The sequence below is a fragment of the Paracoccus suum genome (assembly GCF_003324675.1).
GTDB lineage: Bacteria > Pseudomonadota > Alphaproteobacteria > Rhodobacterales > Rhodobacteraceae > Paracoccus > Paracoccus suum.
This window is the reverse complement of the sequence record NZ_CP030918.1, coordinates 1,825,744-1,843,643: the sequence shown is the minus strand read 5'-3', so window position 1 is coordinate 1,843,643 and position 17,900 is coordinate 1,825,744. Positions and strand designations below refer to the sequence as shown.

The following is a 17,900-nucleotide window of genomic DNA, read 5'->3' as shown; positions in this document are numbered from 1 at the left end:
CTATTCCTCGTCCTCGAAGGGATCCCATTCCTCGACCGCCGCGACCGGGCCCAGGCCCTCGCCATGGCCCTGCAGATCGTCTTCGACCTCGGCCTGCACCTCGACCGGGGCCGGGCGGACCGAGGCGATGCGGGCGCCGGGGAAGGCCGACAGGACGGCCTGCACCTTCGGGTCGGCTGCAGCGCGCGCGCGGCGGGCGGCGAGGTCAGCCTCCCGCACCTCGGCGACAGTCGGCGCGCCGCCCTCATTCACGAGGCTGACGGTCCAGCGTGCGTTGGTCCAACCGCGCAACCGCTCGGTCAGGCGCTGCGCCAGATCGCGCGGGGTGTCCGGCATCGGCTGAAACTCGACCCGGCCGGGGGCATAGCGGGCCAGCCGCACATGGGTTTCGACATCGATCAACAGCCGCACGTCGCGCATCCGCGAGATAAGGGCGAGCACCGAGGCCCAGTCGTGATAGTCGGCCAATTGCGGGATCGGAACGAGGGCCTGCGCCGTCGCCGCGGCCCCTGCCCCGCCAAGGTTCGCGCCACTACTGCGCGCAACCGCATCCACCCGCGCCATGGGAGGCTGCGCTACCCGGGCGGGGGAGGCCGGAGGGGCAAGGGCCGTGGCGCCACCGCCGCCGCCATTGCCGCCAGTTTGCGCCGCGAACTCCCCCGCCGCCTGCGCCTGTTGCACGCGGCGAATCAGCGCCTCCGGGTCGGGCAAGTCGGCCACATGGGTCAGGCGGATGATCGCCATCTCGGCAGCCATCATCGCGTTGGGCGCAATGGACACTTCCTCGAGCGATTTCAGCAACATCTGCCACATGCGCGTCAGAACGCGCATCGGCACCTCGGCGGCGACGCGGGCGCCACGGGTGCGCTCGTCCGGGGTAAGGGTCGGATCCTCGATCGCCTCGGGCGTGATCTTCAGCACGCTGATCCAGTGCGTCACCTCGGCCAGATCACGCAGCACCGCGACGGGATCGGCGCCATCGGCATACTGCGCCTGCAATTCGGCAAGCGCCCCGGCCGCATCGCCGCGCAGGATCATGCCAAATAGGTCCAGCACCCGCCCGCGATCCGCAAGGCCCAGCATGGCCCGGACCTGCGCGGCGGTCGTCTCGCCTGCACCGTGGCTGATGGACTGGTCCAGCAGGCTGGTCGCATCGCGGGCCGAGCCTTCGGCTGCGCGGGTGATCAACGCCAGCGCATCCTCGCCGATCTCGGCCCCCTCGGCCGCGGCAATGCGACGCAGCAGCGCCAGCATCACCTCGGGCTCGATCCGGCGAAGATCGAACCGCTGGCAGCGCGACAGCACCGTGACCGGGACCTTGCGGATTTCGGTGGTGGCAAAGATGAACTTCACATGCGGCGGCGGCTCCTCCAGCGTCTTCAGCAGCGCGTTGAAAGCCGAAGTGCTGAGCATGTGCACCTCGTCGATGATGTAGATCTTGTAGCGCGCCGAGGCCGCCCGATAGTGAACCGATTCAATGATTTCGCGGATATCATTGACGCCAGTCCGAGATGCGGCGTCCATCTCCATCACGTCCACATGACGGCCCTCGGCGATGGCGAGGCAATGCTCGCACTTGCCGCAAGGCTCGGTCGTCGGGCCGCCGGTGCCGTCCGGGCCGGTGCAGTTGAGGCCCTTGGCGATGATCCGCGCGGTCGTGGTCTTACCCGTGCCCCGAATGCCGGTCATGATGAAGGCTTGCGCGATCCGGTCGGCGGCAAAGGCATTCTTCAGGGTGCGGACCATGGCCTCCTGCCCGACGAGGTCGGCGAAGGTCTCGGGGCGGTATTTGCGCGCCAGCACCTGATATGCGGAGGTCGCGCCGACAGTCGTGGCGGCCTCGGTCGCAGGGTCTGCAGGCGGGATCAGGGGGGCATCATCCATGCGCGGAATGTAGGTGCGGCGGGGCACCGCGTCCACTACCGGCGCGCAGACTCGGTGGACACAACAGGCGGTTCAGCTTCTCCGGCCGCCCACCCTGCGCCGTCTTCCGTCCCGCTATCGAGGATCGAGTTCATATCCTTGGGGCACGGCCGGATCGGGCTCGCCATCTCCCCGCCTGTGGCGCAGGCGCTTGGCCGCTTCGACCCGGGACTGCTGCTTCATCAAAACAGCCTCTTCGTCCGAGGTCCCCTCGGAAAGCTCGTGTAGGCGAAGGGTCAGGTCCATCGTCCTCTCCTGCGGTTGCCGAACTTAGTCCTCGGCTTTTGCCGGGTTCACGGCGGGCTTGCCGGGAACGGCCCCGTTGTCATCTTGCTCCTGCGCCGCCTTGTTCTTGCCCATAGCGCGCTTGTTGCGTTCGGCTTCCTCGGGAGTCGTTTCGGCGGGCGGGGTGATATGGGCGCGGTTTATCATGGCCATGCTTGCGTTCCTTTCGGTGAGGTTCCAGCGGTCACACGGTGCGGGGCGGCGGCCCCTCGACGCCCTCGGGCGACTGGTCCCTAACCGGGCGCGTGCCGTTCGCGGGAATCCCGTCCCGCTCGGCATCGCCCTCATATTCATTGGTCAGGGTGTGCTCGTCCTCGTCCGTTCCGGACTTGTCCGATTTATCAGGCTTGCTGGCCATGGTGATCCCTCCTGCTCACAGGATCAACCAGCCAGTGCAGCAAGGGTTCCGGCGCCTCAGGCGGGCTGCCCTAGCCGTTGCCGCGGGTAAAGCGGGCCGCGCCCTCGGCGGCCCGCATCAGGGCGCGGGACTTGTTCACCGTCTCGGTAAACTCGGCCTCGGGATCGCTGTCCAGCACGACGCCCCCGCCCGCCTGGACATAAAGGGTTTCATCCTTGACCACCCCGGTCCGCAGCGCGATGCACATGTCCATCTCGCCATTAGCGGCGAAATAGCCAACCGCGCCGCCATAGACGCCGCGCTTTTCCGGCTCCAGCTCGTCGATGATCTGCATCGCGCGGACTTTGGGCGCGCCACTGACGGTCCCGGCCGGCAGCCCGGCGAGCAGCGCCGACAACGCGTCCTCGCCGCCCCGCAACTCGCCCACCACGTTGCTGACGATGTGCATGACATGACTATAGCGTTCGATGATGAACTGCTCGGTCGGACGCACGGTGCCAATCCGGGCGACCTTGCCGACATCGTTGCGCCCGAGGTCGAGCAGCATCAGATGTTCGGACAGCTCCTTCTCGTCGGCGAGCAACTCGGCCTCCAGCGCGCGGTCCTCGTCCGGGTTCGCGCCGCGCGGGCGGGTGCCGGCGATCGGACGGATCGTGACTTCGCCGTCGCGCAGGCGGACCAGGATCTCGGGGCTGGCACCGACAATCTGAAAGCCGCCCATGTTCAGGAAGAACATGAAGGGCGAGGGATTGGTGCGCCGCAACGAGCGGTAAAGGGCAAAGGGCGGCAGCGGATAATCCATTGCCCAGCGTTGCGACGGCACGACCTGGAAGATGTCGCCCGCGCGGATGTAATCGCGCGCCGTCTCGACCGCCGCCAGGTAATCGGCACGGGCAAAGTTCGAGCGCGGCTCTCCGACCTTGGTATCGCCGCCCAGCGCGCGCGGTTCGGCCGGCTGCCGGTCGAGGCTGCGCAGCGCGTCCATCACCCTCTCTGCCGCCTGGGCATAGGCGGCGCGGGGCGGAACACCCGCGTCGTGCCAAGCCGGAGCGCAGAGCGTCACCTCGCCCTTCACGCCGTCCAGCACCGCGACCAGCGAGGGCCGGATCAGCATGGCGTCGGGCAGGTCCAGAGGGTCGGGATTGACGTCCGGCAGATGCTCGACCAGGCGGATCATGTCGTAACCGAGATAGCCGAAGAGGCCCGCCGCGACCGGCGGGATGCCGTCCGGCATGTTCATCCGGCTTTCGGCCAGCAGGGCGCGCAGGCTGTCGAGCGCGGGCCGGTCGTCCGCTGCAAAGCGGTCCTCCCAGCGGGCATTGCGGTTGACCTCGGCCGCCTGGCCACGACAGCGCCAGATCAGGTCTGGCTTCATCCCGACGATGGAATAGCGACCGCGCAGCTCGCCGCCGGTGACGCTTTCCAGCACGAAGCTGAGGGGCTCGGCTTCGGCCAGCTTCAGCATCAGGCTGACGGGCGTGTCGAGGTCGGCGGCCAGCACAGCCGTGACAAGCTGGTTTTCGCCCCTCGCCCAGGCAGCGGCAAAGCTGTCAAAATCGGGCGAGAGCTGCATCACTGCATCCGTGCGTCGACGGCGGCCGCGGCCTGCTGGTTCAGGTGCAGCCCAAATTCGTCGACCAGCGCGCGGGTGTAAAAGTCGAAGTAATCCTCGGCCAGCGTCTGCGTCTGACGCTTGCTGACGGCCGAGGCGACCTGAACCGTCTGGTCGGCCTTGGGATCGGCCTCGTGCACCGCATCAAGGGTGACGATGAACACGCGCCCGTCGGCATCCACCACGGCGCCGTCGCCAGCTTCCTTCAGGGCAAAGCCTTCGGTCACGACCGCTGCCGGCGCGCCGTCGATGGCGCCGTCGCGGCCAAGGCCGGGGGCCTTGGTCCCAGCGGCCTGCCCGGCCTCGGCCTCCGCCGAAAGGCGCTGCTTGTCGGCCAGCGCCAGTAGGCGCTTGTGTGTCTCGGTCGTGGTCCAGTCGGCCAGCACGCGATCGCGCACCTGATCGAAGGGGATCACGGCGGCGGGCGTGACCTTGGTCAGAGTCATGGCAAAAATGCCGCCATCGTCGAGTTCGAACAGCTCCGGATAGTCCTTGTCGGTCAGGGTCTCGACCCGGGTGCGGAACGCCGGATAGGTCGCGATCGAGCCGGCGGCGGGGGTCTCCCCCTCCTGCCAGTCGATCTCGCCGCGCTTCATCGGGGTCTCCTTGGCCAGATCGTCAAGGCTGGCGCCGCCGGCCAGGAGATCGTTGATCGCCGCGGACTGGCCCTCGATATCGCGCTTGGCCTTGTCGAGGGCGGCTTCGGCGCGCAACTCGGTCTGGGCCGCCTCGAAGCCGACGTTCACCGGATCGAGGATGGCATTCACCGAAAACAGCGCCGGCCCCAGATCGGTGGGCACTGGCCCCACGACGCCATTGCCTTCGGTCGCAAAAACCGCGGCGCCCGCAGCGCCCAACTGGGCCTGCGTCACCTCGCCCAAGTCGATCGCCTGCCGGGTCAGGCCGCGCTCTGCCACCAAGGCGTCGAAATCGACCTCGCCCTTGTCGAGGCGCGCTTTGGCGGCCTCGGCCGTCGCCTGATCGGGATAGACCAGACGGTCAACCATGCGCCGCTCGGGCTGCTGGAACTCGTCCTTGCGCTCTTCATAGAGCTGGCGCAGCGCGGTTTCGTCCAACTGGACAGAGTTTTCCAGCATCTCGGGCGTCAGCCAGGCATAGCTGATGTGGCGCGTCTCGGGCTTGGTAAAGCGGCTGGCATTGGCCTGGTGCCAGGCCTGCAGCGTGGCGTCGTCCGGGGCGGTGACCGGGCCATCCAGCTGATCCGCGGTGACCTCGGACCACGTCAGATCGCGGGTCTCGGTCAGCCAGCGCGTGGTCTGGGCGACTGCGCCGGCCGGGGCGGCGGTGGCTCCGGTGACGGCGCGCTGCAGCAGCAGCCGCGCTTCGTCCATGCGCACGTCACGCTCGAACTGCGGCTCGGACAGCTGCTCGTTGCGCAGTGTGTCGGCGTAGCGCGCACGATCAAAGCCGCCGATCCCCTGGAAGGCGGGCGCTGCCATGATCTGGTCGGCAACGCGGCGATCTCCGACCGACAAGCCCATCTGGCGCGCCTCTTCCTCCAGCGCCGAGGCGGTGATCAGACGCTGCTGGACCGACTGCGGCAGGCCCATGGCGCGCGCGGTCTCGGCCGTCATCGGCTGGCCGGTCTGCGACTGGATGCTGCGCATCTCGGCCTGCAGGGCGCGGGCATAGTCGGCGGCCTTGATCTCGGTACTGCCGACCGCACCGATGCTGCCCTGGCTCGGGCCGGTAAAGTTGCTGACCCCCCAGCCGCCAAGGCCGAGCAGGATGAAACCCATGAGGATCCAGTTGATCGCGGACTTGCCGCGGCGGGTCATGGCCATGATGGGGTCCTCGGGCTGGTCTCGGGCGTCGTGTCAGGCGGTCGCTGTGGGGCGCGCGGGGGCGCGTCTGCGCTGTCTTAGGCAGGCGCCTCGCCAGCGACAAGCCTCGCCCCGCCCAGATCGGCCAGGCGCGCCGCCATGTCGGCGATGCCGGCTCGGTCCACGTTGGCAAAGGCAATGCGCACATGGCGCGCGCCCTCGGCCGAGCCGTCGGGCATGAACATGGTGCCCGGCAGCAGGAGCAGCCCGGCCTCGCGCACAAGCCGCCGCGCGAGGGTAGAGCTGTCCTCGGCATAGGGATGCTCGGCCCAGGCGAAATAGGCGCCGCAGCCTTTCAGGCGCCAGCCGGGCAGGCCGCCCAGTGCCGCCGCCATGGCGTCGCGCCGCGCCAGGATCTCGCGCCGCTCACCGGCGAGCCAGTCGCCGAGGTTCTCCAGCCCCCAGAGCGCCCCGATCTGGCCCATCTGCGAGGCAGAGATGGCGACAGTGTCGAGAAACTTCTCGACCTCGACCAGCCGCTCGGGCGAGGCGATGATCGCCCCGACCCTGTGGCCAGTCAGGCGGTAAGCCTTTGAAAACGAGTAGAGCGATATGACATCGCGGCCCCAGTCGGGGTCCTGCAGCAGGTCATGAACCGGCGCGGCGCCTGGCTCGGTCCGGCTGTCGAAATCGGCATAGGTCTCGTCCAGCACCAACGCGATGCCATGCTGGCGCGCCAGATCGCGAAACGCCGCCAGGATGCCCGCGGGGTATTCCGCCCCGGAGGGGTTGTTCGGCGTCACCAGCACGATGGCGCGGGTGCGCGGAGTGATCAGCGCTGCGGCATCCTCCGGCCGCGGGACCATATCCTGAGGACAACTGAGCGGCACGGCGCGGGCGCCCTGCATGTCGAGCCACATCTTGTGATTGAAGTACCACGGCACCGGAATGATGACCTCGTCCCCCGCGCCAACGAGGGTGGCCATCACCGCACAGAACGCCTGGTTGCATCCCTGGGTGATGGCGACGTTCTCGGCGGTGATCGCACCGCCCGACCGTTCAGACCAGCGCGCCGCCAGCGCCGCGCGCAGGGGGTCATTGCCGAGGACCGGGCCGTAAAGATGCGCCTCGGGGCGGTTCAGCGCGGCATCGGCCAGCGCGTGGCGCAATCCCTCGGGCGGGGGATCGATCGGCGCGGCCTGGCTGACGTTGATCAGGCGAGCGAGCGTCGCCGCATCCGCCTCGGCCATCCAGCCACGCGCCTCCATGATCGGCGGGCGGAAGGTGCCGGCAACGGAGGGGTTCAGCGGTGTCGGGGTTGCGGTCACGGCATCTGCCTCGGTTCGAGAAGGGCGGGAAGGTCCGGCGGCAGCGCCAGATCCGGGGCGGGGTAAGTTTTGTGAGGCGCGGCGGGGCTGATCGCTCGCTGCGGAATGGTCAGCGGGGAGGCTTGCGCGGCGGGGGCGATTGCTGCCGGCTGAACTGGCGCCTCGGCCACGGCCATCTGGGTATTGTCGGTCCATGTCGGCGGGGTCTCTGGTGCCGTATTCGTCACGGGCGTTGAGGACGCCGGATCGCCAGTCACGGCCGGGACGGCATCGGAGGCGTTATTACCCTGCCCGGCGGCACTGTTCTGCGTCTGCGGCGGCCGTTCGTTCACAGCGGCGGGCAATGCATCGGGCATCCGAGCAGCCGGAGGAGCCGCCCCAACTTCACGACTCTCCGCCCCAGCCGTTTGCGGCGAAGGGCTGGCGATGATCACGGGCGCCCGCTCGCCTGCGGGGGTGGAGAGCGGCGACAGCGCAGCCTGCTGTATTGCGGGCGCATCCGACCGAGGAGTCTGCGGAAGCGCCGGGGCGCTACCGGTAGCGGCGGGCAGGCCCTCCTGCGACGGCTCGTCCATGGGGGCGGGGCGCGAGTCGGCCTCGGCGACGGCACGCTGCGGCAAGGTTTCGCCACGCGGGGCGGGTAACGGTCGGCCGGGCACGGGGCGCGGCGGATTTGCTGCAAGGCTGCCCGGCGCGGTAGGCGCGCGGTCCAACGCCTCGCCGATCGCTGCAGGCGCGGCCGGCTCGGCCACCGGCCCGGCGGCCCCGGGTAAGGGGCGGTCGATGGCCTGCGAAGGCGGCGCGGTGCTAGCCCCCGCCGGTGCAGTAAGCGCCATCCCGGCGGCCGCTGGCACGGGCGGCGTCTCGTCGCGCGGCGGACCCTTTGGCATCTCGCCGGTCACGCGCGGCGCCACCGCAGCGGCCTCAGTCAAGGTGGGCTGCGGCAGCGCAAGCGACAGCGCGGCAAGCGTCGCCCCGCAGAGCAGCGCGCCCTGCATCAGTCCGCCCCCGAAACCCGCCATTCCGTCCTGCCTTGTCCCATTCGTCGCGCTATCTGGCAGGCTTGACCCCCCCGCGCGCTTCGGACCATTTATACCGACGACCCCGCCGGGGTATAGCCTCTGACAAAAGCGGACGCGCATGATCCTGCTGATCGACAACTACGACAGCTTCACCTGGAACCTCGTCCACCTGCTGGGCGAGGCCGGGGCGGAGATCGCTTTGCACCGCAACGACGCGCTGAGCGTTGACGAGGCGATGGCCCTGGGCGCGGACGGAATCGTGATCTCTCCCGGGCCGTGCGATCCCGCCCGCGCCGGCATTTGCGTGTCCCTGATCCGCGCCGCGGCCGAGGCGCGGGTGCCACTGCTGGGCGTCTGCCTGGGGCATCAGGCGATTGGCGAGGCGTTCGGCGGCAAGGTGGTACGGGCGGTGCGCGCGGTCCACGGCAAGACCGACGCCATTCGCCACGACGGTCGCGGCCTCTTTGCCGGGCTGCCCGACCCCCTGACGGCCACGCGCTATCATTCGCTGGCGGTCGATCCGACCAGCCTGCCCAATTGCCTCGAGATCACGGCGCGCACAGATGACGGCACCATCATGGGCCTGATGCACCGCAAGTTGCCGATCGAGGGCGTGCAGTTCCATCCCGAAAGCATCGCCAGCGAAGGTGGCCGCACGATGATCGATACCTTCCTCAGCCGGTGCCAGCACCAGGCGCCGGTTGCCGCATGACCGATATCCGCCCGCTGATCGGCCTTGCCGCCGACCGTCCCCTGACCGGCGCAGAGGCGGAAACCGCCTTCGGCGCGCTCTTCGATGGCGCCGCCACCCCGGCGCAGATCGGCGGGCTGCTGATGGCGATGCGCGTGCGCGGCGAGACCGTGGACGAGATCGCCGCTGCGGCCCGGGCAATGCGCAAGCGGATGCATACCGTCATCGCGCCCTCCGGGGCGATGGATATCGTCGGCACCGGCGGCGACGGCAAGGGCACGCTAAACATCTCGACCGCGACGGCTTTCGTCGTCGCCGGCACGGGTGTGCCAGTCGCCAAGCACGGCAACCGCAACCTCAGCTCGCGCTCGGGCAGTGCCGATGCGTTGACCCACCTCGGCCTCGACGTGATGGCGGGCCCTGACGCGGCCGGACGCGCGCTGAAAGCCTGCGGCATCTGCTTCATGATGGCCCCCGCGCATCACCCCGCGATGCGTAATGTCGGCCCCGCGCGGACCGAGCTTGGGACGCGCACAATCTTCAACCTGCTCGGCCCGCTGACCAACCCCGCCGGGGTACGCCGTCAACTGACGGGCGCCTATTCCCCCCAGTGGATCAGGCCGATGGCCGAGGTGCTGGCCGCCCTCGGGTCCGAGGCGGCATGGCTGGTCCATGGCGGCGATGGCACGGACGAGCTGTCCATCGCCGCCCCCTCGCGCGTCGCCGCGCTGGAGGATGGCGTGGTGCGCGAGTTCGAGATCTCGCCCGAGGACGCGGGACTGCCGGTCCATCCGTTCGAGGCGATCATCGGCGGCGATCCGGCGCAGAACGCCGCCGCACTGCGGGCGCTACTGGCGGGCGCGCCCGGCGCCTATCGCGATGCGGTGTTGCTGAACGCGGCAGCCGCGCTGATCGTCGCCGGCACAGCGCCGAACCTGCGCGAAGGGGTCGAGCGCGCGGCCGAGAGCATCGACAGCGGCCGCGCCGCCGCCCGCCTCGCCGATCTCGCCGCGATGCAGCCCCCGCCGCCGGCGTTCTGAACCGCCCTGCCCGGCTCGCCCGGCCTATCAGCGGAGCGTTCCGTGACGCCATCACCGACCCCCGCTCCGCCCCCGGCATGGGCCCATCTGCCCTTCTTTCAGGCCGACTGGCCGCGGATCGCCGCGCATTTGGCTGGGACGCAATGGCTGCCCGGCCCGGATCGGGTGTTCGCCGCCCTGCAGGCCGTCTCGCCCCGAGATGTGCGAGTGGTGATCCTTGGGCAGGACCCCTACCCCACGCCGGGCCATGCCGACGGGCTGGCCTTTTCGGTCGCACCGCAGGCGCCGTTGCCGCGCTCGCTGAGAAATATTTATGCCGAGATGCGCGACGATCTGGGCGCCGCGCCGGCGGATGGATATTTGGGGCATTGGGCCGCGCAGGGGGTGCTGCTGCTGAATACCGCACTATCGGTCGGGCCGGGCGATGCCGGCAGCCACGCCCGCCTGGGGTGGAGCGGGCTGGCGAGCCAGGTGATTGACGCGGCGCAGCGAGGCGGCCCCATCGCCTTCGTGCTGTGGGGCGGCCACGCGCAGGGCGTGGCGCGCGGGTTGGCACGGCCGCAGGATCTGGTGCTCGCCAGCGCCCATCCCTCGCCGCTGTCAGCGCGTCGCGGCTTTTTCGGCTCGCGCCCCTTCAGCCGGGTGAATGACTGGCTGACGGCGCAAGGCCGCCCGGCCATCGACTGGGTCGGTACGGATCGGCCTGCTCTGTTCGCGGATCGCTGATTCGGCGCGCTACTGCGCCGCTTCCAGCGCTGCGATGATCGGCGAGAAATCCGCGGCCTTCAGGCTCGCACCGCCGACCAGCGCGCCATCGACATTGGGAATCGCAAAAATCTCTGCCGCATTCCCTGCCTTGACCGAACCGCCATAGAGCAGCCGCATGCCATCCGCGTCGGCAAAGCGCGCCGCGAGCGTTTGGCGCATCGCCCCATGAACCTCGGCGATCTGGCTGGCATCGGCGGTGCGCCCGGTGCCGATGGCCCAGACCGGCTCATAGGCGACGACGGTGTTGGTTGCGGTCGCACAATCGGGAACCGAGCCTGCAAGCTGCGCGGCGATCACCGCCAGCGTTTCGCCGGCGTCGCGCTGCGCCTCGGTTTCGCCGACGCAGATGATGGTGACAAGGCCGGCTTGGTGCGCGGCTACGGCCTTCGCCGCAACCTGGGCATCCGTCTCGCCGTGATCGGCGCGCCTTTCCGAGTGTCCGAGGATGACATGGCTGGCGCCCGCGTCCAGCAACTGGGCGGCCGCGATGTCGCCGGTATGGGCGCCCTCGGCGCGCGCATCGCAGTCCTGCCCGCCGACCAGAACCCGCGAGCCGCGATCTGCCAGCGGGGCGATCAGCGTGGCTGGCGGACAGATCAGCACCTCGACCCGGTCCGAGCCGAGGCCATCGACCTCGGCCAACGCGGCACGGGTGCCGTTCATCTTCCAGTTTCCAGCGGCAAGCTTTTTCATGTCGATCCCCACCATGTTGCGCAGGTGGGGTTAGACGGCCGGTGCCCCGGGATCAACCGACAGCCGGCCGCAACAGCGGTCAGCTGCCAGCGCGCGCGCCCTCGATCGGGGCGAAGTTCACGGATTCGCCGCAGCCACAGCTGTCGGTGACGTTCGGGTTGCGAAAGCGAAAGCCGCTGTCGAGCATCCCGCTCTCGTAATCGATCTCGGTGCCGAAGAGGAACATCTGCGCCGTGGGCGCGATCAAGACGCGGGCGGCGCCCTGCTCGATCGCCTCGTCACCGGGCGCGGCGGCCTCGGCCAGCTCCATCGTGTATTCCATCCCCGCGCAGCCGCCCTTTTTCAGGCCGATGCGCAGCGCGAATGCCTGCTTGTCCTCCATCAGCCGGGCGATTCGCGCCTCGGCCGCCTGGGTCACCGTCACGGGGGTCTTGCCGGGGATCGAAAACATGCCGCAGGGCCTTTCTTCAACTCGGGCCAGATGTAGGGACGCCGCGGCCGCCGCTCAAGCGGGACCGCCCGCGAAGAGGCGTTACATGAAGCCCAGTTCCAGCCGCGCCTCGTCCGACATCATGTCCATGCCCCATTGCGGCTCGAACGTCATATGAACGTCGACCTGCTTGACGCCCGGGATGGCGTTCACCGCATCGGCGACCCAGCCCGGCATCTCGCCGGCGACTGGGCAGCCGGGTGCGGTCAGCGTCATGCGGATCATGACCTCGGCCGCGTCGTTCACGACGATGGTGTAGATCAGTCCAAGGTCAAAGATATTGACCGGGATTTCCGGGTCATAGACCGAGCGGCAAGCCTCGACGATGCTATCGTAGAGGGGGTGGTCGACGGTCGAAGGCTCGATCAGCGGGGCGCCCTCGGCAGGCGCTGCCGGCGCGGCGGGGGATAGGTTCATGTGCGCGCGTCCTGTGATTTCCGAGCAAAGATATAGGTCTTGCCGGCGCGCGGGTCCAGATGCAGGCTGGAATATCAGACGCCGAATGGCGGCGGGGTGAAATCCGGGCGCAGTTACATCTTGCGTCTGGCGTGATTTTGGCTATTTTCCCCGCTTCATCGACCGGCGGGCCAGCGCCGTGACCCGCCCCTCACCCGTCCCTGGGCTGTCTGAGGTCCGCGCGTCCGCTTGGCGCGTCGGTCCCGAATCATAGACTTTGCAGCGGCCAGACGGCCCTGCCCCAGACCGAGGTTGCGACATGGCCGTCCCACAGAACCGCGTCACCCGCTCCAAGCGCAACATGCGCCGCGCGCATGATTCGCTGGTTGCTGCGAACCCGAACGAATGCTCAAACTGTGGCGAGCTGAAGCGCCCGCACCACGTCTGCCCGTCCTGCGGCCATTACGCGGATCGCGAAGTTGTCGCGCAGGCCGCCGCCGTTGACCTGGACGACGACGCCGCCTGAGCGCTGCCGCGCTAAGAGGGGTTTGATATGACGATCGGTGACGCGTCGGGCCGCCCGGCGGCCGCGCGTACTGCCGCAAGCGGCGGCAATGTGGTGATTTCGGTCGACGCCATGGGCGGCGACCGTGGTCCCGCCGTCGTGGTCGCAGGCATGGCTGAAAGCGCAGCCAAGAACCCCGATCTTCGATTTATCGTCCACGGCCCCGCCGCGGAATTGCAGCGCCTGATCGGGCGCCGCCGCGACTTGGCGGACCGCTGCGATCTGCGCGACGCCCCAGGGGTCGTCACCATGCAGGACAAGCCCAGCCAGGTGATGCGCAAGGGCGAAGGCACTTCGATGTGGTCGGCGATCGATTCGGTCCGCGCTGGCGAGGCAACGGCCTGCGTCAGTTGCGGCAATACCGGCGCGCTGATGGCGCTGTCGATGATCCGCCTGCGCAAGCTGCCCGGGATCAACCGCCCCGCCATCGCGTGCCTGTGGCCATCGCGCAATCCGCAGGGCTTCAACGTCATGCTGGACGTCGGCGCCGATATCCGCGCCGATGCGCCCGATCTGGCGCAATATGCGATGATGGGCGCCAGCTACGCCCGCAACGGCCTGGGGCTGGAGCGTCCGCGCGTCGGCTTGCTGAATGTCGGCACCGAGGAGCACAAGGGGCGGCCCGAGTTGAAGCTGGCAGCAGAGTTGATCGAGGCCGGCACCTCTCTTGGCAGCTACGATTTCGTGGGCTTTGTCGAGGGCGGCGACCTGCCCGGCGCGCGCGTTGATGTGATCGTCACCGATGGTTTCACCGGCAACGTCGCGTTGAAGACCGGCGAGGGAACGGCCAAGCTGGTCGGCGATTTCCTCAAGGAAGCCTTCGCCAACTCCGTCATGTCGAAATTCGCCGCCGTTCTGGCCATGACCTCGCTGAAGCGCCTGCAAAAGCGGATTGATCCGCGCAGAGTGAATGGCGGGGTGTTCCTGGGCTTGAACGGCACAGTCGTAAAATCGCACGGCTCGGCCGACGCGACCGGCGTCTCGGCCGCGATCAAGTTGGCGTTCCAACTGGCTCGCTCGGGCTTTCAGGAGCGGCTGGCGGCGCGTGTCGCCCAAGGGCCCGCGGGCGATATGCCCGCCGCGCAAGTTCGTCCCGGTCCGGTCGCGTGAGCGGCCTGGGGGACGCCATCATCCGCAGCACGGTGCGCAGCACCGGGATGTACCTTCCCGAGCGCATCGTGCGGAACGCCTTTTTCGAAGCGACGCTCGACACCTCCGATGCCTGGATCCGCGAGCGCACCGGCATCGAGGAGCGCCGCTTTGCCGCGGCCGACCAGGCGACCTCGGATCTGGCGATCCGCGCCGCGCGCGATGCGCTCGACCGCGGCGGTCTGGACGCGGGTGAGATCGACGCGGTGATCGTCGCAACCTCGACCCCCGACCTGACATTCCCCTCGGTCGCGACCATGGTCCAGGCGGGCCTGGGGATGGAGCGCGGTTTTGCCTATGACATCCAGGCGGTCTGCGCGGGCTTCGTCTACGCGCTTGCCAATGCCGATGCGATGATCCGCGCCGGCCTCGCGCGCCGCGTTCTGGTAATCGGGGCTGAAACCTTCAGTCGCATCCTTGACTGGACAGATCGGGGCACCTGTATCCTGTTCGGCGATGGTGCCGGCGCGGTGGTGCTGGAGGCGGCAGAGGGCTCGGGCGATAGCGCCGATCGCGGCATCCTGGGGATCGACCTGAACAGCGACGGCCGGCACCGGGACCTGCTCTATGTCGATGGCGGCGTTGCCACGACTGGCAAGGCGGGCGTTCTGAAGATGCAGGGCAACTTGGTGTTCCGCCACGCTGTCGAGAAGCTCGCCAAGACGGCCCATTTGGCGCTCGACCGGGCCGGCATTGCCACGAGCGAGGTGGACTGGCTTGTTCCCCACCAAGCCAACCTTCGCATCATCGCGGCGACCGCCGCGCGCATGGACCTGCCGATGGAGCGTGTGGTGCTGACCGTCTCGCAGCACGGCAATACGTCCGCCGCCTCGATCCCACTGGCGCTTGCGACGGCGGATGCCGCCGGGCGCTTACAGCCGGGACAGGTCGTCGTAACCGAGGCGATCGGCGGCGGCCTCGCCTGGGGCGCGGTCGTCCTGCGCTGGTAGCTTTTACCGCAGCTGGCTGTCCTTGCTGCCGCGTCGGTTGATCCCGGCCGCTGGTCGCCACGTCTTATCACTTGCTTGCTGGCATTCGATGCACAGCTGAACCCCCGGGATCGCCGCCCGACGCGCCTCGGGGATCGGCTCGTCACACTCCGCACAGGTCTCGCGGCTGGGGCGTCCCTCGCCCGGACGCTGGCGCCGCATCCGTTCGATGGCCTCGCGCGTGCTGACCTCGATCTGCTCGTTTACTGCGCCGTCTTGCGCCCAACCGCCTGCCATGGCTTTGCTGTCCTGCGTCATTATCAGGCCCTCAATGTGGGCATTCGGAGCAGCCATCGCAACGCCAAGCGCCGGGCAATGCGGGCAAAAGCCGGGAAAAGCGGGAACGCTATGGGTGCCCGGCCGTTGACAGAGAATATTTCAGCCCGCAATCTGCGACGCCAGAAGGTTGACCGATGAGTGAGAAAACATTGACCCGCATGGATCTGTCCGAGGCAGTTTTCCGAGAAATTGGACTGTCGCGACAGGAATCTGCGCAGTTGGTCGAGAGCGTGCTGACCCATGTCTCGGACGCGTTGGTGCGTGGCGAGCAGGTCAAGATTTCCTCGTTCGGGACTTTTTCCGTGCGTGAAAAGAACGAGCGCATGGGTCGCAACCCCAAGACTGGCGAGGAGGTCCCGATCACCCCGCGCCGTGTCCTCAGCTTTCGCCCTTCGCATCTGATGAAGGACCGCGTCGCCGACGGGAACCGCCGCTGATGGTCAAGTCGGCCGAAGCTTTCCGATCGATCGGCGAGGTTGCGAGGCTGATTGGCGTCGCACCCCATGTGCTGCGCTATTGGGAAGCGCAGTTCCCGCAGTTGTCGCCGGTCAAGCGCGCCGATGGGCGGCGGTATTACCGACCGGACGACGTGCGTCTGGCGGCGGGCCTTTGCGTCGTCATGCGCGACGAGGGTATGACTGCCCGAGGCGCGACCCGGCTGATGGCCGACGACAAGGGGGCCGCCCTTCGCGCCCGCGGGGCGGATCGCCTGGCCGAACTGCTGGCCGCGGCGCCCACCCAATCAAGCCGCAAGCCCGCGCCGGCCAAGCAGCGCAGTGCCGATGGCCCGGCCAAGTCGCCGCGCCGTGAGGCGACCGATCTACCTCTCTTTCCGCAGGCAAAGCCACCCAAGGCCGTCCTCTCGGAGCGTTTTGCGGCAGCGCATGATGGCCTGCGGCGACTTCCGAATGCGGCTAGGCACCGGGCTGCGTTGACGGATCTGGCGCAGCAGTTGCGCGCGCGCCTGAAGGCCGCCTGAACGCAAACAGGCGGGCCTGCGCGGGCCTTTCGCCCCATCCCGAATGGCCCCGCGATCAGGGGCATAAACCCCGCATCGCCCCTTGTGCAGCCCTGCCGATCCCATCTATATGGCCGGCGTCGGGCCGTGGCGCAGTCTGGTTAGCGCGTCCGTCTGGGGGGCGGAAGGCCGAGAGTTCGAATCTCTCCGGCCCGACCAAAACGAAACGCCCACCCCATGCGGGGTGGGCGTTCGCATATCCTGGGGGTTCACGGCGTGACAGGCATGCAAGGCAACGGCGTTCTGCCTGATCGCGCCCTGCGCGCGCTGATCGCGGATGGCGGGTTGAGCGCATCGCGCCCCATCGACCCTGATCAGGTCCAGCCTGCCAGCCTAGATCTGCGCCTAGGCACCTGGGCGATCCGCCTGCGGGCCTCGTTCCTCGCCGGACAGGGCCGGCGGGTCGACGACCGGCTGCCGGACTTCCAGATGCACCGCATGGACCTCACCGACGGCGCGGTGCTGGAAAAGGGCTGCGTCTATCTGGTGCCGCTGCTGGAGCGGGCGCGCCTGCCCGAAGGGCTTGAGGGGGTCGCGAACGCAAAATCCTCGACCGGAAGGCTCGATCTGTTGACCCGCCTGGTCGCGGACGGCGGGACCGAGTTTGATCGCCTGGCCCCCGGCTATGACGGCCCGCTGTATGCCGAGATCTGCCCGCGCAGCTTTTCCGTTCTGGTGCGCCCGGGAATGCGCCTGAACCAGTTGCGACTGAAGGCCGGCGATGCGCGGCTGACGGATGGCGACCTGCGTGCGCTGCATACGCGCCAGCCGCTGGTCGATGGCGCGCCACTGATCGACGCCGGACTTGGCTTTTCGGTCGACCTGACGCCCGGTCCCGGTGGCCTTGTGGGTTGGCGTGCCCGCCCGCATGCCGGGGTGATCGACCTCGAGCGGATCAGCGCTTACCGGGCGCGCGATTTCTGGGACCCGTTGCAGGCCGAGAATGGCCGACTGATCCTCGATCCGGGTGCATTCTATATCCTCGTCAGTCGCGAGGCGGTGACGATACCGGCGGACCACGCCGCCGAGATGTCACCCTATCTGGCCCTGGTGGGCGAATTCCGGGTGCATTACGCCGGCTTTTTCGACCCCGGCTTTGGCCTTGGCACCGCAGGTCATGGCGCGCGCGGTGTGCTTGAGGTGCGTTGCCACGAGGCGCCCTTTGCGCTGGAGCACGGGCAGGTCGTCGGCCGCCTGGTCTACGAGCGTATGGCCGCCCCGCCGGACCGCCTCTACGGCACGGACATCGCGTCAAACTACCAGGGCCAGGGGCTGAAGCTGGCCAAGCAGTTTCGCGACAACTGACGTCAGAAGCGCCGGCCGACCCGCGTCGCCAGCCTTGCAGCGCGGCGCGCCTGGTTCATCTGCTTGCGTCCGACGGCGGTCTTGGGCCCGCCGGAGGTCGAATCCGCCGTGCGCCGGGCATAGGCATTGGTCGCCTTGCGCATCCCCATGCCGATCAGGCGCCGCAGCGCCATGCGAAAGATCATTTCCAGCGGGTTCATTTGCT

At 68.6% G+C, this 17,900-nt stretch carries 22 protein-coding genes and 1 tRNA gene; 10 read left to right on the top strand and 13 right to left on the bottom strand.

The window, feature by feature from the left end:
* From DRW48_RS08960 to DRW48_RS16315, 8 genes are all read right to left on the bottom strand, one after another.
* Positions 1-1,884, bottom strand: a complete 1,884-nt coding sequence (locus DRW48_RS08960; RefSeq protein WP_114076111.1) for a DNA polymerase III subunit gamma/tau — start codon at positions 1,882-1,884, stop codon at positions 1-3.
* Between the two features lie 114 nt (positions 1,885-1,998).
* Positions 1,999-2,169 carry a hypothetical protein gene (locus tag DRW48_RS15915; protein ID WP_162784708.1) on the bottom strand — a complete coding sequence of 57 codons (171 nt, stop codon included), beginning with the start codon at positions 2,167-2,169 and terminating at the stop codon, positions 1,999-2,001.
* A 24-nt stretch (positions 2,170-2,193) separates the two neighbouring features.
* Positions 2,194-2,361: a hypothetical protein gene (locus DRW48_RS15910; protein ID WP_162784707.1), complete on the bottom strand. Its 168-nt coding sequence runs from the start codon at positions 2,359-2,361 to the stop codon at positions 2,194-2,196.
* A 31-nt stretch (positions 2,362-2,392) separates the two neighbouring features.
* Positions 2,393-2,566 carry a hypothetical protein gene (locus DRW48_RS15905; RefSeq protein ID WP_162784706.1) on the bottom strand — a complete coding sequence of 58 codons (174 nt, stop codon included), beginning with the start codon at positions 2,564-2,566 and terminating at the stop codon, positions 2,393-2,395.
* 70 nt (positions 2,567-2,636) lie between these two features.
* Positions 2,637-4,139 carry an anthranilate synthase component I gene (gene trpE, locus DRW48_RS08955; RefSeq protein ID WP_114076110.1) on the bottom strand — a complete coding sequence of 501 codons (1,503 nt, stop codon included), beginning with the start codon at positions 4,137-4,139 and terminating at the stop codon, positions 2,637-2,639.
* Positions 4,139-5,983: a peptidylprolyl isomerase gene (locus DRW48_RS08950; RefSeq protein ID WP_241963220.1), complete on the bottom strand. Its 1,845-nt coding sequence runs from the start codon at positions 5,981-5,983 to the stop codon at positions 4,139-4,141. The genes trpE and DRW48_RS08950 overlap by 1 nt, the downstream gene beginning before the upstream one ends.
* Positions 5,984-6,060: 77 nt before the next feature.
* Positions 6,061-7,230 (bottom strand): aminotransferase, encoded by a 1,170-nt coding sequence (locus DRW48_RS08945; protein WP_241963454.1) that lies wholly within the window; start codon positions 7,228-7,230, stop codon positions 6,061-6,063.
* Positions 7,231-7,286: 56 nt separating this feature from the next.
* Positions 7,287-8,312 carry a hypothetical protein gene (locus DRW48_RS16315; protein WP_241963219.1) on the bottom strand — a complete coding sequence of 342 codons (1,026 nt, stop codon included), beginning with the start codon at positions 8,310-8,312 and terminating at the stop codon, positions 7,287-7,289.
* 118 nt (positions 8,313-8,430) lie between these two features.
* On the opposite strand from DRW48_RS16315, the gene DRW48_RS08940 reads away from it, so the two are divergent.
* Genes DRW48_RS08940 through DRW48_RS08930 form a run of 3 tightly spaced genes read left to right on the top strand, consistent with a single transcriptional unit; the run spans position 8,431 to position 10,769 of the window.
* A complete protein-coding gene (locus tag DRW48_RS08940) occupies positions 8,431-9,024 on the top strand; it encodes an anthranilate synthase component II (protein WP_114076103.1) in 594 nt (197 codons plus the stop codon).
* Complete coding sequence (trpD, locus tag DRW48_RS08935; RefSeq protein WP_114076101.1) at positions 9,021-10,043, top strand: anthranilate phosphoribosyltransferase; 1,023 nt, start codon at positions 9,021-9,023, stop codon at positions 10,041-10,043. Before DRW48_RS08940 ends, trpD begins: the two co-directional genes overlap by 4 nt.
* Positions 10,044-10,085: 42 nt before the next feature.
* Complete coding sequence (locus tag DRW48_RS08930) at positions 10,086-10,769, top strand: uracil-DNA glycosylase (protein WP_114076099.1); 684 nt, start codon at positions 10,086-10,088, stop codon at positions 10,767-10,769.
* Positions 10,770-10,778: 9 nt separating this feature from the next.
* Here the strand turns inward: DRW48_RS08930 and tpiA are convergent, their stop codons facing one another.
* From tpiA to DRW48_RS08915, 3 genes are all read right to left on the bottom strand, one after another.
* Entirely contained in the window at positions 10,779-11,504 is a 726-nt protein-coding gene (gene tpiA, locus DRW48_RS08925; RefSeq protein ID WP_199286079.1) for a triose-phosphate isomerase, read from the bottom strand.
* Positions 11,505-11,583: 79 nt separating this feature from the next.
* Positions 11,584-11,955 (bottom strand): HesB/IscA family protein, encoded by a 372-nt coding sequence (locus tag DRW48_RS08920; RefSeq protein WP_114076097.1) that lies wholly within the window; start codon positions 11,953-11,955, stop codon positions 11,584-11,586.
* 81 nt (positions 11,956-12,036) lie between these two features.
* Positions 12,037-12,411, bottom strand: a complete 375-nt coding sequence (locus DRW48_RS08915; RefSeq protein ID WP_114076095.1) for an SUF system Fe-S cluster assembly protein — start codon at positions 12,409-12,411, stop codon at positions 12,037-12,039.
* Positions 12,412-12,709: 298 nt separating this feature from the next.
* Here DRW48_RS08915 and rpmF point away from each other — a divergent pair, with 298 nt between their 5' ends.
* Genes rpmF through DRW48_RS08900 form a run of 3 tightly spaced genes read left to right on the top strand, consistent with a single transcriptional unit; the run spans position 12,710 to position 15,054 of the window.
* Positions 12,710-12,916 carry a 50S ribosomal protein L32 gene (gene rpmF, locus DRW48_RS08910; RefSeq protein ID WP_114076093.1) on the top strand — a complete coding sequence of 69 codons (207 nt, stop codon included), beginning with the start codon at positions 12,710-12,712 and terminating at the stop codon, positions 12,914-12,916.
* 27 nt (positions 12,917-12,943) lie between these two features.
* Positions 12,944-14,065: a phosphate acyltransferase PlsX gene (gene plsX / locus DRW48_RS08905; RefSeq protein ID WP_114076092.1), complete on the top strand. Its 1,122-nt coding sequence runs from the start codon at positions 12,944-12,946 to the stop codon at positions 14,063-14,065.
* Positions 14,066-14,082: 17 nt separating this feature from the next.
* On the top strand, positions 14,083-15,054 hold the full coding sequence (locus DRW48_RS08900) for a beta-ketoacyl-ACP synthase III (protein ID WP_114077466.1): 972 nt from the start codon (positions 14,083-14,085) through the stop codon (positions 15,052-15,054).
* 3 nt (positions 15,055-15,057) lie between these two features.
* Here the strand turns inward: DRW48_RS08900 and DRW48_RS08895 are convergent, their stop codons facing one another.
* A complete protein-coding gene (locus DRW48_RS08895; RefSeq protein WP_114077465.1) occupies positions 15,058-15,330 on the bottom strand; it encodes a DksA/TraR family C4-type zinc finger protein in 273 nt (90 codons plus the stop codon).
* A gap of 176 nt (positions 15,331-15,506) precedes the next feature.
* Between DRW48_RS08895 and ihfA the strand changes: the two genes are divergently transcribed.
* The 4 genes from ihfA (at position 15,507) to DRW48_RS08875 (ending at position 17,695) form a co-directional block, all read left to right on the top strand.
* A complete protein-coding gene (gene ihfA / locus DRW48_RS08890) occupies positions 15,507-15,809 on the top strand; it encodes an integration host factor subunit alpha (protein ID WP_114076091.1) in 303 nt (100 codons plus the stop codon).
* On the top strand, positions 15,809-16,351 hold the full coding sequence (locus DRW48_RS08885) for a MerR family transcriptional regulator (RefSeq protein WP_114076090.1): 543 nt from the start codon (positions 15,809-15,811) through the stop codon (positions 16,349-16,351). Before ihfA ends, DRW48_RS08885 begins: the two co-directional genes overlap by 1 nt.
* Positions 16,352-16,471: 120 nt before the next feature.
* A tRNA-Pro gene (locus tag DRW48_RS08880) sits at positions 16,472-16,549 on the top strand.
* 66 nt (positions 16,550-16,615) lie between these two features.
* Positions 16,616-17,695: a 2'-deoxycytidine 5'-triphosphate deaminase gene (locus DRW48_RS08875; RefSeq protein WP_114076089.1), complete on the top strand. Its 1,080-nt coding sequence runs from the start codon at positions 16,616-16,618 to the stop codon at positions 17,693-17,695.
* Between the two features lie 2 nt (positions 17,696-17,697).
* Here DRW48_RS08875 and DRW48_RS08870 read toward each other — a convergent pair whose 3' ends face one another.
* Complete coding sequence (locus tag DRW48_RS08870; protein ID WP_114076088.1) at positions 17,698-17,895, bottom strand: hypothetical protein; 198 nt, start codon at positions 17,893-17,895, stop codon at positions 17,698-17,700.
* Positions 17,896-17,900 lie beyond the last annotated feature (5 nt).

What these genes read in the sequence shown, in the direction of transcription:
- DRW48_RS08960 (WP_114076111.1), bottom strand. Translation starts at nt 1,884, where the DNA reads ATGGATGATGCCCCCCTGATCCCGCCTGCAGACCCTGCGACCGAGGCC.
- ihfA (WP_114076091.1), top strand. Translation starts at nt 15,507, where the DNA reads ATGAGTGAGAAAACATTGACCCGCATGGATCTGTCCGAGGCAGTTTTC.
- DRW48_RS15915 (WP_162784708.1), bottom strand. Translation starts at nt 2,169, where the DNA reads ATGGACCTGACCCTTCGCCTACACGAGCTTTCCGAGGGGACCTCGGAC.
- DRW48_RS16315 (WP_241963219.1), bottom strand. Translation starts at nt 8,312, where the DNA reads ATGGCGGGTTTCGGGGGCGGACTGATGCAGGGCGCGCTGCTCTGCGGG.
- DRW48_RS08870 (WP_114076088.1), bottom strand. Translation starts at nt 17,895, where the DNA reads ATGAACCCGCTGGAAATGATCTTTCGCATGGCGCTGCGGCGCCTGATC.
- trpE (WP_114076110.1), bottom strand. Translation starts at nt 4,139, where the DNA reads ATGCAGCTCTCGCCCGATTTTGACAGCTTTGCCGCTGCCTGGGCGAGG.
- DRW48_RS08945 (WP_241963454.1), bottom strand. Translation starts at nt 7,230, where the DNA reads ATGGAGGCGCGTGGCTGGATGGCCGAGGCGGATGCGGCGACGCTCGCT.
- DRW48_RS08895 (WP_114077465.1), bottom strand. Translation starts at nt 15,330, where the DNA reads ATGGCAGGCGGTTGGGCGCAAGACGGCGCAGTAAACGAGCAGATCGAG.
- DRW48_RS08875 (WP_114076089.1), top strand. Translation starts at nt 16,616, where the DNA reads ATGCAAGGCAACGGCGTTCTGCCTGATCGCGCCCTGCGCGCGCTGATC.
- rpmF (WP_114076093.1), top strand. Translation starts at nt 12,710, where the DNA reads ATGGCCGTCCCACAGAACCGCGTCACCCGCTCCAAGCGCAACATGCGC.
- trpD (WP_114076101.1), top strand. Translation starts at nt 9,021, where the DNA reads ATGACCGATATCCGCCCGCTGATCGGCCTTGCCGCCGACCGTCCCCTG.
- DRW48_RS08950 (WP_241963220.1), bottom strand. Translation starts at nt 5,983, where the DNA reads ATGGCCATGACCCGCCGCGGCAAGTCCGCGATCAACTGGATCCTCATG.
- plsX (WP_114076092.1), top strand. Translation starts at nt 12,944, where the DNA reads ATGACGATCGGTGACGCGTCGGGCCGCCCGGCGGCCGCGCGTACTGCC.
- DRW48_RS08885 (WP_114076090.1), top strand. Translation starts at nt 15,809, where the DNA reads ATGGTCAAGTCGGCCGAAGCTTTCCGATCGATCGGCGAGGTTGCGAGG.
- DRW48_RS15905 (WP_162784706.1), bottom strand. Translation starts at nt 2,566, where the DNA reads ATGGCCAGCAAGCCTGATAAATCGGACAAGTCCGGAACGGACGAGGAC.
- tpiA (WP_199286079.1), bottom strand. Translation starts at nt 11,504, where the DNA reads ATGAAAAAGCTTGCCGCTGGAAACTGGAAGATGAACGGCACCCGTGCC.
- DRW48_RS15910 (WP_162784707.1), bottom strand. Translation starts at nt 2,361, where the DNA reads ATGGCCATGATAAACCGCGCCCATATCACCCCGCCCGCCGAAACGACT.
- DRW48_RS08915 (WP_114076095.1), bottom strand. Translation starts at nt 12,411, where the DNA reads ATGAACCTATCCCCCGCCGCGCCGGCAGCGCCTGCCGAGGGCGCCCCG.
- DRW48_RS08920 (WP_114076097.1), bottom strand. Translation starts at nt 11,955, where the DNA reads ATGTTTTCGATCCCCGGCAAGACCCCCGTGACGGTGACCCAGGCGGCC.
- DRW48_RS08940 (WP_114076103.1), top strand. Translation starts at nt 8,431, where the DNA reads ATGATCCTGCTGATCGACAACTACGACAGCTTCACCTGGAACCTCGTC.